Annotated in this window: 16 protein-coding genes, 1 tRNA gene and 2 rRNA genes; 9 read left to right on the forward strand and 10 right to left on the reverse strand. The window is 53.1% G+C overall.

What is annotated here, in order from left to right:
* The first annotated feature begins 24 nt into the window (after nt 1-24).
* Nucleotides 25-1,026, forward strand: coding sequence for an EF-P lysine aminoacylase GenX (gene genX / locus IPH19_03680; GenBank protein QQR60487.1), 1,002 nt, complete (start codon nt 25-27; stop codon nt 1,024-1,026).
* Nucleotides 1,027-1,053: 27 nt separating this feature from the next.
* On the opposite strand, the gene IPH19_03685 is transcribed toward genX, so the two are convergent.
* Nucleotides 1,054-1,557: a hypothetical protein gene (locus IPH19_03685; protein QQR60488.1), complete on the reverse strand. Its 504-nt coding sequence runs from the start codon at nt 1,555-1,557 to the stop codon at nt 1,054-1,056.
* Between the two features lie 75 nt (nt 1,558-1,632).
* Between IPH19_03685 and efp the strand changes: the two genes are divergently transcribed.
* Nucleotides 1,633-2,196, forward strand: a complete 564-nt coding sequence (gene efp / locus IPH19_03690; protein ID QQR60489.1) for an elongation factor P — start codon at nt 1,633-1,635, stop codon at nt 2,194-2,196.
* A gap of 99 nt (nt 2,197-2,295) precedes the next feature.
* Here the strand turns inward: efp and IPH19_03695 are convergent, their stop codons facing one another.
* The 3 genes from IPH19_03695 to IPH19_03705 form a co-directional block, all read right to left on the reverse strand.
* Nucleotides 2,296-4,686: a hypothetical protein gene (locus tag IPH19_03695; GenBank protein ID QQR60490.1), complete on the reverse strand. Its 2,391-nt coding sequence runs from the start codon at nt 4,684-4,686 to the stop codon at nt 2,296-2,298.
* A gap of 76 nt (nt 4,687-4,762) precedes the next feature.
* Nucleotides 4,763-5,827: a hypothetical protein gene (locus tag IPH19_03700; GenBank protein QQR60491.1), complete on the reverse strand. Its 1,065-nt coding sequence runs from the start codon at nt 5,825-5,827 to the stop codon at nt 4,763-4,765.
* A 33-nt stretch (nt 5,828-5,860) separates the two neighbouring features.
* Complete coding sequence (locus IPH19_03705; GenBank protein ID QQR60492.1) at nt 5,861-7,438, reverse strand: hypothetical protein; 1,578 nt, start codon at nt 7,436-7,438, stop codon at nt 5,861-5,863.
* Between the two features lie 127 nt (nt 7,439-7,565).
* Here IPH19_03705 and IPH19_03710 point away from each other — a divergent pair, with 127 nt between their 5' ends.
* The 3 genes from IPH19_03710 (at nt 7,566) to IPH19_03720 (ending at nt 8,732) form a co-directional block, all read left to right on the forward strand.
* Nucleotides 7,566-8,099, forward strand: a complete 534-nt coding sequence (locus IPH19_03710; protein ID QQR60493.1) for a DM13 domain-containing protein — start codon at nt 7,566-7,568, stop codon at nt 8,097-8,099.
* Between the two features lie 35 nt (nt 8,100-8,134).
* Nucleotides 8,135-8,221, forward strand: a tRNA-Leu gene (locus tag IPH19_03715).
* Between the two features lie 133 nt (nt 8,222-8,354).
* Nucleotides 8,355-8,732, forward strand: coding sequence for a hypothetical protein (locus tag IPH19_03720; protein QQR60494.1), 378 nt, complete (start codon nt 8,355-8,357; stop codon nt 8,730-8,732).
* Between the two features lie 48 nt (nt 8,733-8,780).
* On the opposite strand, the gene IPH19_03725 is transcribed toward IPH19_03720, so the two are convergent.
* A complete protein-coding gene (locus IPH19_03725) occupies nt 8,781-9,170 on the reverse strand; it encodes a hypothetical protein (protein QQR60495.1) in 390 nt (129 codons plus the stop codon).
* Between the two features lie 38 nt (nt 9,171-9,208).
* Between IPH19_03725 and IPH19_03730 the strand changes: the two genes are divergently transcribed.
* Nucleotides 9,209-9,472, forward strand: coding sequence for a hypothetical protein (locus IPH19_03730; GenBank protein QQR60496.1), 264 nt, complete (start codon nt 9,209-9,211; stop codon nt 9,470-9,472).
* 173 nt (nt 9,473-9,645) lie between these two features.
* Here IPH19_03730 and IPH19_03735 read toward each other — a convergent pair whose 3' ends face one another.
* Nucleotides 9,646-9,939 (reverse strand): hypothetical protein, encoded by a 294-nt coding sequence (locus tag IPH19_03735; protein ID QQR60497.1) that lies wholly within the window; start codon nt 9,937-9,939, stop codon nt 9,646-9,648.
* A 119-nt stretch (nt 9,940-10,058) separates the two neighbouring features.
* Between IPH19_03735 and IPH19_03740 the strand changes: the two genes are divergently transcribed.
* Nucleotides 10,059-10,523, forward strand: coding sequence for a hypothetical protein (locus IPH19_03740; protein QQR60498.1), 465 nt, complete (start codon nt 10,059-10,061; stop codon nt 10,521-10,523).
* A 45-nt stretch (nt 10,524-10,568) separates the two neighbouring features.
* On the opposite strand, the gene IPH19_03745 is transcribed toward IPH19_03740, so the two are convergent.
* The 3 genes from IPH19_03745 to IPH19_03755 are packed head-to-tail and all read right to left on the reverse strand — an operon-like array spanning nt 10,569 to nt 12,225.
* Nucleotides 10,569-11,255, reverse strand: a complete 687-nt coding sequence (locus tag IPH19_03745; protein QQR60499.1) for a hypothetical protein — start codon at nt 11,253-11,255, stop codon at nt 10,569-10,571.
* Nucleotides 11,237-11,749 carry a hypothetical protein gene (locus tag IPH19_03750; protein QQR60500.1) on the reverse strand — a complete coding sequence of 171 codons (513 nt, stop codon included), beginning with the start codon at nt 11,747-11,749 and terminating at the stop codon, nt 11,237-11,239. The genes IPH19_03745 and IPH19_03750 overlap by 19 nt, the downstream gene beginning before the upstream one ends.
* Before the next feature lie 2 nt (nt 11,750-11,751).
* Entirely contained in the window at nt 11,752-12,225 is a 474-nt protein-coding gene (locus IPH19_03755) for a 23S rRNA (pseudouridine(1915)-N(3))-methyltransferase RlmH (GenBank protein QQR60501.1), read from the reverse strand.
* A gap of 487 nt (nt 12,226-12,712) precedes the next feature.
* Between IPH19_03755 and IPH19_03760 the strand changes: the two genes are divergently transcribed.
* Nucleotides 12,713-15,687 (forward strand): 23S ribosomal RNA (locus IPH19_03760).
* A gap of 143 nt (nt 15,688-15,830) precedes the next feature.
* Nucleotides 15,831-15,949: ribosomal RNA gene (gene rrf / locus IPH19_03765) — 5S ribosomal RNA — on the forward strand.
* A gap of 80 nt (nt 15,950-16,029) precedes the next feature.
* On the opposite strand, the gene IPH19_03770 is transcribed toward rrf, so the two are convergent.
* Nucleotides 16,030-16,515: a hypothetical protein gene (locus tag IPH19_03770; GenBank protein ID QQR60502.1), complete on the reverse strand. Its 486-nt coding sequence runs from the start codon at nt 16,513-16,515 to the stop codon at nt 16,030-16,032.
* Nucleotides 16,516-16,589 lie beyond the last annotated feature (74 nt).

The raw sequence follows: 16,589 nt of genomic DNA on the forward strand, positions 1-16,589 counted from the left end.
GGGATTTCTGCTTGGATAGCACGCATGAAGAAGGAGTTGGTTCAGGCGCGCTCACGCGTGGTGAAGCTTGTTCGTCGATATTTTGATGAGCAGGGCTTTTTGGAATTGCAGACGCCGCGACTTGTCGGACTTCCGGGTCAGGAGCCGTATCTTGAACCGATGTGGACTGAGGTCAGTGGTCAGGTGTCAGTGGTCAGTGATCAGTCAGGTGAACTGACAACTGAAAACAAAAAACTGAAAACCGCCCTCATTACGAGTCCGGAATATGCTATGAAGCGCATGCTTGCTGCTGGCTTCGACAAAATTTATGATTTGGGTCCGTGTTTTCGGAATAGCGAACCGTGGGATGGGACGCATGATCAGGAGTTTCTGATGTGTGAATGGTATGAAAAGGGGATCGGACTTTCCGAGCTCATGGATCGGACCGAGGCGATGGTTAAGTTTGTTGCTCAAGAATATGGTAAGCCGTTTACGGGCGATTTTCGCCGACTCACCGTGAAAGAGGCGATGAAGTTGTACGCAGGTATTGATTTGGAAACGCTGCATGATGATCGTGAGGCTATGGCAAAGGTTGCGATCGAGCATGGCCAGACAGTGACGGAAACGGACACTTGGGACGACTTGTTTTTCAAAGTGTTTTTGAGCGAGGTCGAGCCAAAGCTTGGGGAGACGCCGACGTTTTTAACGCATTATCCTGCTTCGATGGCGGCGCTTGCACAGAAAGATTCTGCTGATCCGCGTTTTGCCTTGCGTACCGAGCTATATATCGGGGAGTTGGAGCTAGCGAATGGATTTGTGGAACTGGCGGATCCGATCGAGCAGCGTAAACGGTTTGAGGAGGAGCAGGTGTTGCGAAAATCTCTTGGAAAAGAAGTTTGGCCGATCGACGAACGCTTCATGGAGGCGCTGCCAAAGATGGGGCAGGCAGCGGGAATCGCATTTGGAGTGGATCGATTGGTGATGCTTTTGACTGGAACCAAATCGATTAGCGACTTGATGCCGATTCCGATTCGAGAACGGTTTTAAAAATCCCCGCTTGAGCGGGGATTTTTATTATGGTGTGACCGGGAGGCTGAGGACTTCTGCGTCGCCGCAATATTCTCCGTTTGGATAAGGTGTGACTCCGTAGCCGCAGCGGGCGCTTCCGTCCGGGTTGTTGGTCGTGACGCGGATCCAGAAGGTTGATGGCTTATCGACTTTTGGATAGGTGAGGGTGCAGCGGTTTTGCGGCCAGAAATCGACTTTGCCCCAGACACGGCACTCTTGGATTTCCATCCATTCTTTTGGCTGATCCTTTTCACTATCCGTGACGGCTACGTAGACGCTGCGGAATTGTGAGCTGAAAGGGCTGCCGGTTGCTTTGTAACTGATGTCGATGGTTCGGGAGGGGATGCCGCTTAAGTCGAGGGTTTGGATTCTTTCTTTGATGGTGACCCAATCGATAGAGGCGCGCGTTGAAGAGTAGACGTTTTGGCTAATGAACATGACGCTGGTTACCACGACGAGCGCGAGAATCGTCGACATGATCGCCGCATTCTTTTTGTATTGGTCGTGCATAGGATTGCTCGCAGTATAGCATTTTGCTTGGACCGTTGACGAAATGACGGCTTTTAGCCATACTTCCGGCCATCTATGGCATCTACATCCGACATCAAGAAAGGCGTTGTTATCCAGGATCCGCAAGGGTTGTGGGTCGTCAACGAATTCCAGCACATCAACCCAGGTAAGGGTGCGGCTTTTGTGCGTACGCGCATCAAGAATTTGCAGACCGGCAAGACGTTGGAAACGACGTATAAGACATCGGAAACCATTACGTTGGTCGATGTAGAGCATCGCCGTATGCAGTACTTGTTCCACGATGCGACGGGTTATACCTTCATGGATAAGGATACCTATGACCAGGTGTCGATGTCGGATGCGGATGTTGGTGCTGATGGTAAGTATCTCCGCGATGGTATGGATATCAACGTGACGACGTATGAAGGCCAGCCGATCGCCCTTGAGCTTCCGCGCAAGATGACGTTCAAGGTTACGGAAGCGATGGATGCTTCATCTGGTAACACGGTGTCTGGTGGAAACATGACCAAGGAGGTTACCGTGGATGGCGGAATCAAGGTTCATGTACCGCTCTTCATTAAGCAGGGCGAGGACATTATCATCAATACGGAAAACGGTGAGTACGTAGAACGAGCGTAAGAAAGCCATATACACGCAACTTAATCATAATCATAAAAACGCTCCCGGTTTGGGAGCGCTTTTTATTAATGATGCGTGACGATGATGCGTGAATATGGCTTAAAAGTTCTGATCGACCTGGAGGACGGCTCCGGCTTCTGCGGCTGGGTTGAAGTCGCTGGTGGTGTTGATGTCGGTACCGAATCGATAGTTGGTGTAGAAGGCGTCGGAGATGTCATCGATCTGACGATTCCAGAGGGAGCCATAGAGTGCGCGGGCGGCGGTTTCTGAGGTGATCCATCGGAGGAGACCGTTTCTGCCGACGGCGTAGACTCGGTCGAGGGTGGTGAATTTTACGAGGCGGATTCCCGGGCGATAGGTGACGTTGGCGCCGAGCGGGAAGGTGGAGAGGGAGTCGAGCTCGTAGACGGTGTTGAAGTCGGCGTACCAGGTGAAGTAGGCGCGTTCATTTGGGAAGGCGTGGCGCTTGCCGTCGGAGCTGACGTAGTAGATCGCTTTGCATGCGTGGTTGGAATCGACGACGGTTGGCGGACAGCGGAGTTTTACAAGCTGGCGATAGTAAGAGCCGCCGGGAGGAGTGGTTGGGGTCACGGAGGTTGTACTTACCGTGATGCTCGTAACAGGTCCTGTTCCGACGTTGCCGCGTTCATCGGTGCAGGTTGCGTACATGTTGTAGTTGCCAGGTGTGACGGAGGTAAAGAAGGTGTATTGATGCGATGCGTAGCCGACGCTTGCACCTGTTCTCGACAAAACGTATGGAACGTAGCGGGAGCCTTGTTGAACGTATAGAGTGCAGTTGGTGATATAGCTCGCGTCCGCAAAGGAAACGCTATAGGTTTGGGTTGTTCCTCGTGTGGCGGTGTTTGGGGAAACGGGTCCGACTGTCGGTGCCGTCGTATCTGTTCCTGACGGAGCCGGTGTGGATGCTGCCGTAACGGAAATGCTAGTGACACCGTTGCCAAAATTGCCGGCAGCATCGCGACAACGGACTTCCATAGCAATGGAGCCACTGCCTGAGAATGTATGGTTACGGCTTACGGTTCCGCCCGTGCTTGCTCCAAGCGTCATGCCTCCGATCAAGGAGCCGCCGATGTAGAGGTCACATGCTGTGACGCCCACAGCATCGGAATAGACGGCGGTGACGGCGTAGGAGGTGCCTGCAACGGCGTTTACGGGAGCAAGGGAGGAGACGCTTGGAGCGATTGAGTCTGATGGGGCTGTCGTGCTCGCGGTTACGATTTGAGAACGTGTTCCGCTGTTTCCAGCGGCATCATAGCAACGAACCTCAACAGTGTAGCTTCCGGCAAATTCAAATGTTTCGTTACGTGTAGCGGTACCGTTGGTGGATCCGCTTAGAGACATGCTTCCCGTGTTTACACCGTTCAGGAAATATTGGCATGTTGTAACGCCGACGGCATCCGAGTAGTTGGCGGAAATGGTGACGGAGGAGCCAACGGTGGCTGTTGATGGAGACAGCGTTGAAATGACGGGGGCTACTGCATCTCCGGCTGGAGCTGCGGAGAACACGATGTCGACAAGCGAGCTCTGCTGCTCTCCGCCTGAGGCGCTATAACAGACGGCTCGCACTTGATGCGTGCCAGCGGGATAGTGCGCGGCCGTGGGCGAGAATGTGACGCTCGCCGAAGTTCCCGATAGGGTCATCGGGACATCTTCACCAAACGGGATGCCGCCGCTGTTGAAGCGGAGGCTGCAAGCTGTTGCGGCTCCAATGAAGGAGGCTGAAAATGTGGTTGAGTTACCCAGGGTTACGCTTGTTGGGCCCGCATACGTCACGCTTGTGACGACACTGGCGGCGGATACTGTCACGCTGTGATTACGTACCCCAATATTTCCTGCGGCATCGCGACAGCGGATTTCTACAAATGCGGTACCGGCGCTGGAAAACGTGTGCAAGCGAGACGCGGTACCAGATGTTCCTGCACCGATGCTCATAGAGCCTTGAAGCACGCTATTTACATAGAGGTCGCAGCTCGTGACACCGACGGCATCAGAGTAGGCGGCCGTTACAGATATGGCTGTACCTGCTGTTGCGGTTGTTGGACCGGAAGAAGTGATAGTAGGAGCAGTAGAGTCGGCCCCTCCGGATGACGAAGCGTTTATAAATACCGTTGGGCTGATTCGAGCGATTCCCGAGGAATCGGAGCATTGTACCTCTAGGCTATAGATTCCTGCGGGTTGACCTCCTAAGTTGTAGCCGATGGTTGCCGGTGACCCTGGAGTTGAGATGACCATCGTAACGGGACTGATGCCCTCTCCGGAAGGTTTGGTAATGAAGAGGCTGCAAGTCGTCGGCACTTCACCGGAGTACGCGGCGGAAACTGTGAAGGCGTTTCCGATGGTTACAGAGGCTGGCGCTGTTACGGTAACGCTTGTGACGGCGCTTTCAGCCGCAAGTGCGATGGGGGAGGTGGGAAGGAGTATCGAGATTCCAAGCAGGAAGCCGGCGACTCGTATCGAGAGATGTTTCATAGTTGAGTTTAGTTTAACAATGAACGCGCGTACAAACAAAAAACCCTCCGAGCGGAGGGTTTTTTGTTTGTTCTGGTTAGAACGTTGCGAGCGGGATGCGGGCGGTCTCGATGGTGTTGCCGAGCGAGCTGTTGCTGGCGACGCCGTAGACGCGCGTGTTTACGCCGCTGTTGCTGATGGTGTACGGGACCGAGCAGCTGACTGAACCCGTGCAGGTGCCGACCGGAGTCGATGACTGTTCCGTGTACAAGCGGATAACGGTGTTAGCCGAGGCGTACGGAAGGTTGGTGAAGCTGGCGGTGAGATACACCGTGCCGCCGGCACGAACGTTCGTAGAAGGCGCGATGTAAATGTCCGTGTTAGGGATCTGGCCGACGGAACCCGACGAGCCGTTGGTCGTTACGTAGATACCCGGTTGCACATAGGCAATCAGGTTACCGTTCGTATCGTAGGCAAACGTTTGGAATGTCACGTTGTTATACGTTTGACCAGCGATGTACGTGTACGAGCACGGGTTGCTGTAGCAGGTTTGGACAACGGTTGCGACCGAGCCTGCGTTGGCTGTACCGATCGTGATGCGACCATTGGAAGGAAGCGATCCCGAGTAGTTAGCCGTAATGGTAACGGACTGGCCATGAGTCGGATTCATGGTGTTGGCGTTGATCGAGAGCAGTCCGTTATTGGATGTGCCTGTCGAGCCTGTGGAGGTACCGTTCACGTAGATCACCGGACCAAACTGGCTCATGACGAAGTTTCCGTTGCGGTCATAGATGCGAGCCTCGTACTGAGCGGTACCGTTGTTGCCCTGAACGGACACATCGGCGACACACCAGGACTGGTCATAGCAGGTGCGAACGATGGAACCGGTGCGGACATCGCGGATCTCGATGCGATTACCGACGTAGCTCCAGTTGCCGGCGTTGTAGGCATTAGCCGTGAGCTTCACCATGCCGCCGTTATCGACGGAGGTGCGGTCGGACTGGAGGGTCAAGCCGTTGATGTAGTTCGTCCCGTCGTTTGAGGAGCCGTTGTTGTTACCGTTGATGTAGATCGTCGGGCCGTACTGGGTAGCGACGATTGAGCCGGAGTTGTTGAAGACCGTTGCAACGTACTGCGTGGAGGCGTTTTGGTTTGGGTACACCGTAACACTGCAGTAGGCCGTGTCGTAACAAGCTTATACGATGTTGCTCGAGCTGACTTCCTTGATCTCGATGCGGCCACCGTTAAGGCTGTTGTTGTAGCTAGCCGAGAGCATGACGCTCTGACCAGAGGTGATCGAGGTGCGGTCAGCGGTAAGCGTGAGCGTACCGGTCTGGCTGGAGCCATCGAAGTAAATCGTGGAGCTATTCTGGGTAGCGATTTGCGAACCAGAGTTGTTGAAGACCGTGGCGACGTACTGGGTCGAGGAGTAGCCCGTCTGGTACGGATAGACTGTGACCGTGCAGTAGGTCGTGTCGTAACAGGACTTAACAATGGTGTTGGTGCGAACTTCCTTGATCTCGATACGACCTCCATTGAGGCTATTGTTGTAATTCGCATTGAGAGTCACAGACTGACCGCTCGTGATATTGGTGCGGTCGGATGTGATGGTGAGCGTACCGGTCTGGCCGTTGGAACCATCAAAGTAAATGGTCGGGCCGTACTGGGTGGCGATCTGGTTGCCGTTGGTATCGATCACGACGACGAAATATTGCGTCGAAGAATAACCGGTTTGATACGGGTAGATCGCGGTGGAACAGGAAGCGACGTTGTAGCAGGACTTCACAACGTTATTGGTGCGGACTTCCTTGATCTCCATGCGCGCGCCACTCGGAATGTTGGCGTTGTAGTTGGCGTAGAGATTTACTTGCTGACCGTTCGTGACGTTTGTGCGGTCGGAAGTGAGGGTGAGCGTACCGTTTTGCGAAGAACCATTGGTGTAGATCACCGGACCGTATTGGGTTCCGATGTGCGTACCGTTGCTGTTCTTGGCGACGATGTAGTACTGCACCGAGTTCTGTGAAGAATCGGTGGTCGGGTAGACCGTGACGCTACATGTACTCGTGTTGTAGCAGGTCTTGAGCGTGTTGCTTGTGCGAACATCCTTGATCTCGAGGTAACCGCTCGTTGGCAATGTGCCGAAGTAGGTACCCGTGAGATACACAGCCTGACCGCTTGTGATCGACGTGCGATCAGCGGTGAGGGTCAATGATCCGGACTGGCCATTGTTGTTTTGGCCTTGGGTGCGGAGCGAGTCATTTGGGTTGAAGACGCCGTTGTACTCGTTGCTGACGTTGTAGTCAGATGTGTTGTAGATCGGCGAGCCAACCGTGTAGTTCACGAAAAATTCATCCGGTACGTCCTGAACCTGGGAGGCCCAGTTAGAACCAAAGAATTGCGTCGCGAGGTACTCACTCGTGACATGGCGCAAGACGCCGCCGCGTGCGACAGCGTATACCTTAGGGTCCGTCGTAACTTTTACGAGCTTGGCGCCCGGGCGATAGGTCACGTTTCCGGCGAGCGGAATCGCAAACAGTTCCGAGTCGGAAATGTTTTGGACATTGTCGAATGACGGGAACCACGTGAAGTACGTGGCAGCATTCGGGAATACATAGCGCTTGCCGTCATTGGCGTACCAATAAACGGTTTGCTGGGACTGTCCGCGGATCGCGGTGTTGGTCGAGGCAGCGAATACCGTGGCGACGTTACCGAAAGCGGTAAGCGGCGCGGCGATGAGCGCAACCAAGATCAGACTCAAGAGTGTCTTATTCATAGGATGATATCGCATTAGCGATGGGCTAACCTTAGCAGAATTTTAATAAAATGTCAATGGTCTTACCCTCCGATCTTTGTTCAAGTTCTAACGATTGGCAAGAGCATCTGCTATGCTGTGTATACGTATGAAAAAAATGGCCATGACAAGCCTTGTTTTGACCCTCGCCTTGGCTGGCGCCGGGTGCCAAAACGGACCCAAGTACGTGCTTGGCGACTTACCAAACGAGCAACAGCTCGCTCTTATGGATGATCAGGATAAGGTCAAGGCGATCGAGGCGGTCATGGAAAAGGCCCCCATGCCAGAGCTTTCCGAGGATGAAAAACGTCAGGAATTGCGAGAATCCATCGATACGATGATGGGTGGGACGGCGGAGCGGTTGGCCGATTTTTCCGGCAAGAATTTTCATGAAGGCGGTGGAACAGTGCGTATTGTGAAAGTCGGGAATATTTATCGTATCGTGCTATCGGAAGAGTTTTTTGTGACGCCTGGGCCTTATCTGGTCGTGAAAGCAGGGGAGGTTGAGATTGCGCCGCTTAAGAATTCACGCGGGGCGCAGACATACGATTTGCCACAGGACTTTGATTTGTCTAAGGCGCCGTATATTTCGATTTACTGCAAACCGTTCCGGGTCGAGTTTGCGCGAGCGACGTTCAATTGATTTTCCTCAAGGACTCGCGTAGCCTGAGGGCGCCAGCCGAGATGGTGGAACTGGTAGACACACCAGCCTTAGGAGCTGGCCCTCGAAAGAGGATGAGAGTTCGAGTCTCTCTCTCGGCACCATAAAAAAATCCCCGCATAATGCGGGGATTTTTTATCTGGCTTGACCCATTGACAGAATAAGCGTTTTCCGATTGTCTGTCAGTGTCCTTTGGAGATTGAAGATCCATGTCGTCGAACCGGATTGGAGGGGACTATGGCCGCACAAAAGCCTCGCAGCAGAGAGAAGCCGACCAAGGGAATGCTCGAAGTAACGGTGCACGATGCCGACGGCCAGCCGCGTCGGCGGCTGCGCGTCCAGCTCTCGAGCGGCCGCACCGATCTCGGCGAGATCCTGACCGACGACGATGGAGTCGTGGAATTCCCTGATCTCTCGCTTGGCGAGAAGTACTTCGTACGCGTCAACGGTGATGAGGTCTACGAGGAGCTCGTGATGGAGCGGGCCAAGGAGTCGCTCGAGATCGAGTACGATGGCGAGGCTGTCCGCAGCACGGACGACGAAGACGAGGACACGGATGCGGAAGACGACGAGGATCTCGATTCTCCTGACGAGTCTCTGGAAGATCTCGGCTGAGCGGCGCTATCGGCGAAACTGAAAGCCCCCGGTTCACGGGGGCTTTTTTTATTGTGTCGGCGCCTTTGCGCTTGGATTCATCGCTGGGCAGACAGCGCGGCAGGCATTATCTTTCTTCACAACGCAATCGGTTAACTCGTTAAAGTACGCTTGCGGTGGAGGGACCTTTGGATCGACCACGTTGTATTTGATCTTGGCTGCTTTGAAGCAGAGTGACATTTCCGTACGGCAGTTCAGGAGACATGTTTGAGCGCCTGACTCGATTGGCGGTACGGGTGGTTTCGTTGGTGCTGGGTAGAAGTACCAGTCGCTACAAAGTCCTTTGCATTCTTTCTCGTTATTTTCTACACAGAGAAAGTCATTTCCAGGGCTTGGTACGAGCGGCGTTTCTTTGGTTGCGGCGAGGCACTTATTGAACGCGCTCTCGCATTGCTGCATACACGTATTCAGATTTTTTTCTTTCTGAGGATCTGGCTGTGGGGGAGCAGGTGGAGGTGGTGTTGGTTCCGACGGGGGAGTTGGTTGTGTTGGCGGAGGAATCGACTCTGATGGTTGAGGAGGCGGCAGGGGTTCTGCTTGCGGTGCCGTTTCTCCTGTCCTTGATGGAAGATTTGATGAACCTAGAAGCTGCGTGGGCGTTGTTTGTGTTGTTGTACGGATTAGGCCTCGGCTTCTCATTTTTGTTTCTATTCCGAGTATTCGTACGCCAATATCGCGTATTTCTTTGCGTAGGTCGTTGAGTGCGATCAGAATGCCTCCGCTATCTTTTGCGTATCCTCGCGTCGTTCCTTGGCCCAGGGCAGCGAGCGATATTGTTGAAAAAGAAAAAACCGTCACGATCAGTGCGATCCAGGTAACGATATACCAGGGAGCTTTCCGTGGGGTTTTTTTAGGTGAGCCGAGCGGCATAGTCTTACTCGGCTAGACTGTTTTCAATACGCATGACGCGAGCACCAATTTCACGGACGTCTTTTCTGATGTCGGAAATAGATTGGAGGATGCCTGTGGCATTTTTTTGGTAGCCAGACGATGTGCCTTGAGCCATAGCAGCCAAGGAGATGGTCGAGACCGAGAAGGTGATCGCGATGGCAGCAATCCAGAGGACGGCGTGCCAGTGAGCGCCGTGACCATCACGACCCTTGGTCGGGTGTGATTTTGCTGGCATTGGTTTTACGGCTGAAGTTTTTTTGGATTTTACAGATGGCATAAAAGGGGCGCAAAGATCGATATATTTTGATAGCTAGAAGTATATCATAGTTTGGCTCGACCGTTGACAAAATCGCTAAAATCCTGTATCAAGCACGTGTCCGATGGATTGAGGTGGTTATGGACCCCGCTCCCGTGCTCGACCTGTTTCGTGACAAGCATCGCGAATTCCTGAATTGCATCAAGATGGTGTGGGTGGGTTATGACAGGCGTCGTGATCGGCTCCGCATCCGTTTCCGCATCAACGAGAAGCTGCCGCCCGTCTGGCTCGGCCAACTCTCGATCATCGTCCGTCACGACGAATTCCTCGGCGAGGAAGAGCTCGAGAAGATCGAGTGGATCGATACGGAAGGCTCACTCATCACCATGACTTGCGCGCGACCACGCAAACTCTTGCCCGATGCCGATCTCCGCGGCATGAGCGATGAGATCCTGCCCATTGGCGATGTCATCCTGTTCTCTGGTAACGGAGATCTTGTTCACGAGCATCCGCTCTACAACGGGCTGAGCATGCACGTGATGAGCCGCGCCATCGCCGATCTCCCGCGGACCTACCCGAGGCATCGCGAGGACAAAATCCTCTGAAGAAACGCCCCCGCGACCATGACTGGTCTGCGGGGGCGAATTGTTTTATGCCGTTTCTTCTTTCTTTTTCTTCTTATATTTTCTGACGATGACCGTGATGTCATCTGGCTTGCCTCGGACGTGATTTGTCTGGGATCGAGCTGCTGCCGCTTGCTCGAGCTCTTGGGCTGCTTTGAGGGGTTCGTCGATATGCCTGATCAGAATGGCCTGGATTTCATTGTCGGTGAGAACGTCGGAGAGGCCATCGGAACAATCGAGGTATACATCGCCATTCTCTAATTCATCGGTACGGATATAAGGTTTCAATTCCGCGCCGTAATAATCCTTGTTGGTATTTTTATTGCCCAACGATTGCAGGAGGTAGTGGCGAATATCGTCCAATGTAAATGTTTCGGCTTTCTTTCTTTTCATTAGGCTCGCGATGGATGCGATCTCCCTGCTCTGTGTTGCATATTTTTCCAGTGTCGCGAGAGAAAATTTTCTTGTGATGTCTTGGTCGTTTTCGATGGGCTCACCGTTCACGTCCGGTATGCGTAGATCGGCAATGGCTTGAGCGAGGGAGTGATCCGGAGTCATGCGTTCCAATCGATCTTGGCGCAAGCGATAAATGCGGCTGTCGCCAACATGGCCGATCGTGTTCCAATCTTTACCCTCGATATCACGCCAGATTTTGGAAAGGGAGGCTGTGCAGCTCATCGACCGGGCTATCGACATCACAAGTTGGCGGTCCATCGGATCATTCGGATCGAGTTTGCGTTTATATTCTTTTCCGCCCGTTTGACGGCCATTGTAATCACATGAGACTCGTTATGGAGTTTGCCAATAGCTTGTTGCATGTTGCGCAATGTTTGGTCGACCGCGTTTTCTACCAAGGCAGCGATAGCGATCGGCTCTTCACGGCCTGCTTCCATGACAAGGCGCGTCATCGGGTCGCGTGTTGCGAGGCGCTCCAACGTGAGTTCTTCTGCGGCTTTTGCGCTTGCAAGATTACCCGCTAAACCACCGCCGACTCCGTCAGCAACAAAATCAATGCCGCGTTCTTCTGAAACGTAGTAGCTGTCTTCATTGCGTTCCGGATGATCGGGCGAGGCTTCCGTTGCAATACCGATTTGCAGCTGCGTTTCATTTTCTTGCGACTCAACTAAACGGAACTCCGCTTTGCGGATTTCTTTTTTGGGAGTCTCGGCCGGTGCTGGAGCCGGTGTCCATCGTTCAAAGGCATTCATCGCTACTTATGATACTCCTTTTTTCGGATGATCGTCTCGGCACGATACAGTTGCTCTAATAATACGATGCGTGCGAGCTGGTGGGGGAGCGTTTGTTTGCCGAGCGAGATGACGGCTTCTGCTTGCGAGCGAAGCGCGGGATCAAGCCCCCAAGATCCACCGATTAAAAAGACGAGTGGACGACCGGACTCGGACCAGGTCTCGAGTTTGCGTGCGAATGAGGGTGAATCAAGATTGGTTCCAGTTTCATCGAGGGCAATAACGAATGAACCCTTAGGTTGTCCTTTGGCGAGTGACTCGGCTTCTCGAGCCCGGGTTTTATTGGTGTCGGGTTTAGCCGAGCCTTGGTGGCCTTCCGCGACCTCGGTCAATTCCACCTTGGTAAAAGGCTTAAGACGCTCGAGATACATGGAAATAGCCTCGGATTGCCAGTCTTCCGTAGGGGAGCCGACGGCTCGAATGTGGATGCTCTTCATAAGGCTCATTTTCCTTTGAATCCGAGCCCTTGACAAGGGTTTAGGGGTTCTATAAACTAACGGCACTTCAAAACCCATGTCCCCCAGAATTACGGAAGATTACGGGGACCTCTGGAGATTTCTCATGAGCGACCTCACGCAACACGCATCACGCTTCACGCGTCATGTTTGCGGCTAAGACTCACGGAAGCCTCTCCAGGTTTCGCGAGCTTGGCCGACGACGGTCAAGCTCGCTTTCGTTCTCTCTACACTTTCGCTCGAGTCGGACAGGAACGGTATCCCATCAATGATCGGGTCCCATTCCTGTCCGTGTCGCCCCGCTTATGCGGAGGACGCGGATATGCCTTTTGCACAACCCGAGATAGGTACGTATAACGATTCAAACGTGATACGTGCAAGGCATAGAAACAACATTTGCAATCGAGCATAACGTAATTGAAGTAGTTGCAAGACCATTCCAGAGACCGACTTGTTCGGACGCCTGGATGGTTGAAGCACATAAGGGCATACGGTGGATGACTTGGCAGTGAGAGCCGACGAAAGACGTTGGAGCCTGCGATAAGCTTCGGGGAGGTGGCAACCGACCTTTGATCCGGAGATCTCTGAATGGGGAAACCCCTTCGCGTGAAGCGCGATGATCTGACCACTGAATACATAGGTGGCAGAAGGGCACCTAGGGAAGTGAAACATCTCAGTACCTAGAGGAAAAGAAACTAAATAAAGGATTCCCTTAGTAGTGGCGAGCGAAATGGGAACAGTCCAAACTTTCATATTCAAATTCTGCACCGAGCAATACGCAAGTATTACCGCGGACAGGATGGCGGACGTGGGTCATCGATATGAGAGGGTTGCGGGACGGACATGTGCTTCCCCACGGAACACGCGGATAGTGCTGATGAATAGTTGAATCCACTGGAAAGTGGAACCAAAGACGGTGATAGTCCGGTAAACGAAATTCATACGCACATCTGGTCCAGATCCAAAGTACGACGAGGAACGAGAAACCTCGTTGGAAGCAGGCACGACGATGTGCCAAGACTAAATACTCTTCCTGACCGATAGTGAACCAGTACAGTGATGGAACGTTGAAAAGCAGCCCGGGAGGGCGATGAAATAGTATCTGAAACCGTATGCTTACAAGGAGGTGGAGCGGCGCAAGCCGTCACACCGTTCCTATTGAAGAATGAGCCGACGAGTATGCCGTACGTCGCTTGGTTAAGTCCCCGTGGGGACGAAGCCGTAGTGAAAGCGAGCCTGAATAGGGCGTTGGTGGCGTACGCATGACCCGAAACCCGGCGAGCTAGCCATGGTCAGGATGAAGCTTCGAGAAATCGAAGTGGAGGTCCGAACTCACGAGCCGTGCAACACTCGGAGATGAACTGTGGCTAGGGGTGAAATTCCAATCGAGCTGGGTGATAGCTGGTTCTCCCTGAAATAGATTTTGGTCTAGCGCTGATTAATAACGTAACGGAGGTAGAGCACTGAATGGGACCTGGGGCGCAAGCTTACAGTTTCCAACCAAACTCCGAATGCCGTTACGTGTTCCCAGCAGTCAGTCCGTGGGGGCTAAGCTCCACAGGACAAGAGGGAAACAGCCCTGACCGCAGACTAAGGTCCCTAAATTCGTACTCAGTGTAAAAGGTGGTCGGACGGCTTATACAACCAGGAGGTTGGCTTAGAAGCAGCCATCCTTTAAAGAAAGCGTAACAGCTCACTGGTCAAGCTGTCCGGCGCCGAAAACTTATCGGGGCTTAAGTACGATACCGAAGTCGCGGACTATCGATGATCTTTGGATCATCATATTGGTAAGGGAGCATTCCGATCTGCGCCGAAGCGGAAGCCGTGAGGCACCGTGGAGCGTTCGGAAGAGAGAATGTCGGCATAAGTAGCAAAAAGACAGGTGAAAATCCTGTCCACCGTAAACTCAAGGTTTCCAGGGCAACGCGAATCGTCCCTGGGTTAGTCGGTCCTAAGGCGAGGCCGAAAGGCGTAGTCGATGGACAGCAGGTTAATATTCCTGCACTTGCGTAGTGTTTCAATGGAGTGACGCATCCTTCAACTGATCGAGATTCCCGGAATGAATCTTCGGGCACTCAGGGGTGACTGGTAGGCAAATCCGCCAGTCATAAGCCTCGGGGTGAGCGCAAGCCTATCGAAGGATAGGCAAGGGTCGGGACTGGGGTGCCTAGAAAAACTTCTAGGGCTAATGTTACGGAAACCGTACCGGAAACCGACACAGGTGAGTGGGCATAAGTGTGCCAAGGTGTACGAGAGAAACCAAGTTTAGGAACTCGGCAATACAACGGCCGTAACCTAGGGATAAGGCCTGCCAGCGCAAGCTGGCCGCAGCTAAAGACGCTTTCCGACTGTTTACCAAAAACACAGCTTCCTGCTAAACCGCAAGGTGACGTATAGGAAGTGATGCCTGGCCAGTGTCAGAACGTTAAGGGGAGAGGTCATGGGGTAACCCGGCAGCCTTGAGCCGAAGCGCTGATGAACGCCGGCGATAACTATAATCGTCCTAAGGTAGCGAAATTCCTTGACGGGTGAGTTCCGTCCCGCACGAATGGCATAACGAGAGAGCGACTGTCTCAACTTGGTACTCGGCGAAATTGCAAGTGGGGTGAAGATGCCCTGTACGCGCAGTCAGACGAAAAGACCCCGTGAAGCTTTACTACAATTTGCTATTGGGTATCGATCTTTCATGTTCAGTGTAGGTGGGAGCCTTCGGGCGCCGATGAGACACCACCCTTGGACTATCGATATTCTTACTATGATCCGTATAACCGGATTGTGGAACAGTAGCTGATGGGTAGTTTAACTGGGGCGGTTGCCTCCCAAATGGTAACGGAGGCGTTCACAAAGGTAAGCTAGGCGCGGATGGAAATCGCGCTGGTTCCGCAATGGGATAAGCTTGCTTAACTGCAAGACCAACAAGTCGAGCAGATACGAAAGTAGGACATAGTGATCCGACCGTACGAAATCGGACGGCGGAAGCTCAACGGATAAAAGCTACTCCGGGGATAACAGGCTGATCTGGTCCAAGAGTCCACATCGACGACCAGGTTTGGCACCTCGATGTCGGCCCATCGCATCCTGGGGCTGGAGAAGGTCCCAAGGGTTAGGCTGTTCGCCTATTAAAGCGGTACGCGAGCTGGGTTCAGAACGTCGTGAGACAGTTCGGTCTCCTGTCTACTGTGCGCGTGGAAAGTTGCGGAAACTGTTCTCTAGTACGAGAGGACCGAGAACAACGAACCTCTAGTGTGCCGGCTGTCCTACCAAGGGCACCGCCGGGTAGCTACGTTCGGCACGGATAAACGCTGAAAGCATCTAAGCGTGAAACCGTTTCCAAGATTAACTTTCGTCATAGGACCCTCCGAGACTAGGAGGTTGATAGGTGGTAGGTGTACGGACCGAGAGGTCTTTAGCCGAGCCATACTAATCGTCCAATGCTTCCACCATCCAGATGTAAAACTCTGTCGATGGTCGAGCAAGTGCTACATTACGTAGCGCGTAGCAAGTGTTTTCCTACTGCCTTGCACGTATCACTTTTGAATCCGCAGTTTGAGTCATCGATTTTGTTTTTCGAATAATCGAAAGCCAAGACCGGTGGCCCAAGCGAAGAGGTCACACCCGTTCCCATCTCGAACACGGAAGTTAAGCTCTTCAGCAGCGATGGTACTTGGACCCAACCCGGTCCTGGAAGAGTAGCCCGCCGCCGGACAGAGAAGCTCAGCTGAAAGGCTGGGCTTTTGTGTTTGGTAAAAATAGTAAGAACGCACCTTGTTGGGTGCGTTCTGTTGATCAGGTACCGAGGATGGTGAGCATCTCGAGGATCGCGTGCTTGTTTGCAGCAACTCGTCTCTCTTTCTCCGCCTCGATTGTGAGCATATTTTTCACGTGTTGCATGCCGGCGGCCCATGAGCGGATGGTGGTGGTTGTGTCACCTCCGTCCTCCTCCCATACGACCGTTCCATCCGGATAGAATCGCAGGGTCCAGATCACCCCACGCTCGTCGCGAAGCGTCAAATACTGATGCCGTTCATCGCGATGATAGTCGCAGGAGAACTCTTTGTGCCAGCCGCAGAAACTGAGTTCTTTGATGAACTTGTTGAGTGCTTCCTCGAGGGCATTGAATCGGTCGGAGTAGAGTGATTGCTCCTGCTCTGTTGACTTATCGTTGAGATGGAATCCCGGAGCTTCGGGAATGTTGAGGATGAGTCGTGGAGTGATCTCAGGGTCCAGCGGCGGATCGTTGAAGTTGCCGCTCATTTTGTTTTCACCACCCATAACTACCTCTTGGAGTCTGAGAACTCGGAAAGGACCTAACTTTTATAGATGAGATAAGCCAAAAAGTCAAGAGT

This window comes from Candidatus Uhrbacteria bacterium (genome assembly GCA_016699205.1).
GTDB lineage: Bacteria > Patescibacteriota > Patescibacteriia > 2-12-FULL-60-25 > 2-12-FULL-60-25 > CAIXDN01.